This is a genomic window from Streptomyces sp. NPDC040410 (assembly GCF_055595715.1).
Genome location: NZ_JBVIVK010000066.1, coordinates 1 through 2,448, shown reverse-complemented (window position 1 = coordinate 2,448; position 2,448 = coordinate 1). Strand labels below are relative to the sequence as shown.

General features: G+C 70.2%; 1 protein-coding gene. It reads right to left on the bottom strand.

Translation table 11 applies throughout. The annotated features are described in order from the left end of the window. Positions 1-2,386, bottom strand: a 2,386-nt coding sequence (locus tag ACZ562_RS38290; RefSeq protein ID WP_471189332.1) for an ABC transporter permease, incomplete at its 3' end; no start/stop codon positions are given. Between the last annotated feature and the right edge of the window lie 62 nt (positions 2,387-2,448).

Genomic DNA, 2,448 nt, shown 5'->3' with positions numbered 1-2,448 from the left:
GGGTGACTCGTCGGGCTGCGGTCGCGGCTGCCGCGGCGGAGGCGCTCAGGGACAGGAGGGTCCACAGGGCCAGGGCCTGGGGTGTGAACTGGAACGGCAGGGTCATGTGGAACGCCTGGTTGCCGAGGAAGTCGTCCAGGAGCAGGGTCATCGGTATTGAGGCGAGAGCGGCTGGTATGAGGCTGAGGGCGGCTGTGAGCATGCCCTCGGTGACCACGAGGGCGCGTAGTTGTCCGGGAGTGGCGCCGATGGCGTGGAGTACGGCGAACTCCGGGGTGCGTTCGGTGATGCTGGTGGCGAGGCTGGCCGCGAGGCCCAGTGTGCCGACCAGGCCCATGAGGAGTCCGAGGACGATGAGCGCGCTGGCCAGGACGACGAGGTGTTTGTCGATGCCGTCGCGGATCTCGTCGATCCGGATCCCGGCCGCGATGGGGATGTGTTCGGCTTCCAGGGCGGCTTCCAGGCGTTCGAGTGTGGCCTGGCGGGCGGTGGGGCTGTGTCGTTCGGTGACGATGCGCAGGACTGCGGCGGTGTCGCTGTGTCCGGTGATGGAGGCGTATTCGCGGTCGGTGAGGTAGGCGGTGGCCTGGGTGCCGAAGTCCGAGACTCTGCCCACCACCCACAGTCTGACGCTGTGTCCGGCGATGGTCAGGCGTATCCGGTCGCCGACGGCGGCGTGGGGCAGCTGCTGGGATGACATGTTGTTGAGTACCACCGATCCGCATTCGCCCGGTCGTAGCCATCGGCCGCTGATGACCGGCAGACGCAGCAGGGAGGTGTCGGCGGGTGGGGCGATGGCGGTGAAGCTTCCGGTGGACTGGTCGGGGTAGACCTCGGCGACGTCGATCCGGCCCGGGGTGTGCACGGTGGTCCCGGTCAGTGCCCAGGCCTCGGCGTCGGTGACTCCCGGCACGTCGAGGGCGAGGCCGGTGAGCCGGGTGGCGGAGACGGGTTTGGCCAGACGGATTTCCAGGTCGTCGTGCCGGTGGCCCATCCCCTGGTCGACCAGTTCCGTCCAGCTGCCCGCGGTGTTCAGTCCGGTGAGGAACATCGCGCCGGCGAGCCCCAGCAGGCCGATGTTCAGCGCGAGGCGGCCCGTGCGGCGCAGCAGGTTGCGGGCCGCCATGAGCTGTGTGCGGGGCAGGCCGTGCAGCCGGGTCAGGAGGTGTTCGGCACGGCCGGTGCCGGCCCGGGGGCCGGCCGCGGCGCCGGCGATCGCCTCCCGCACGGTGATCTTGGTGCCCCGTGTCAGTGGCACCAGGGCCATCAGCAGGGGTATGCAGATGCCCGCGGTGACCTGGACCACCCGTACCCATAGGGGCACGGTGGTGTTCTCCACGTCGAGGTTCATCAGCTTGGCTGCCTGCCCGGCCAGTACCCGGCCCAGCCAGGCGCTCGGCGGCACGGCCAGGAGTGTGGCGAGGGTCGCGATCGCGCCGGTCAGTGCCAGATACATGGTCAGGATCTGGCGGGTGCCGGCCCCGACGGCCTTCATGGCGCCGATCTGGCCGCTCTGCCCGGCGACCATGCCGCCGAGCATGGTCGCGACCAGGAACGCGAGCAGCAGCAGCGAGGCGGCCCCGAAGAAGAGCAGTGTGAAGGACACCATGTTCATGGTGTCCTTCCTCGGGTGGGTGAGCGGCTTGGGAATCTCGATGTGGTCGACGTGGACGCCCCGGCTCTCCAGGAAGGTGGCGATCCACTGCGAGGTCTCGTCGATCTCCTCCCGGTCCGTGGTGGGACCCTTCTCGTCGCCGATCATGAGCTTGAGGTCGGTGAGCCTGGCGTCCAGCCCCAGACGGGTGAGCGCGGACGTGGTGACGTAGCCGTAGGCGGTCTGCTGCTGCTCGGCCGGGACCACCGCGCCGTCGTGTGCCGAGCCGGTCACCTTCATCCGCTTTGCGCGGCCCGCGGGGCCGACCACGGTGACGGTCCGGCCGGTGGCGGTGGTGAGGAACGGCAGGGCGCTGCGTTCCAGGACCAGCCCGTCAGGAGGCGGTGGCCAGTTGCCCCGCACCATGGCCACCTGGCCCATGAGCATGGGGTCGCCCTGCCGGCCGGCGAACAGGCGGAGCATCCGCCACCGTCCGTCGCCGACCTTGACCCGGGTCAGCACCGAGGAGCGGGCGGTGGCGGCCAGCACCCCGCGCTGCTTTCCGACGACCTCGAGGGTGGCCGGGTCCACACCGTGGGGTATGTGCAGGGTCGCCAGGGCCGGTACGGCGTCCCGGTAGTTCTGGTCCATGGCACGGCTGACGATGACACGCGCCGTGAGGAACGCACCGACCAGGAGCACACCGAGGCTGATCGCCCCGATCATCATCGCCGTCCGGGTGCGCGCCAGCCACACGTCACGGGCGAGTTTGCGCAGTCGCAGCAGGCTCATCGGATGCCCCGGGAAGTGGTGGCGCCGGCCGTGTCGTCGATGAGCCGGCCGTCGGCGAGGGT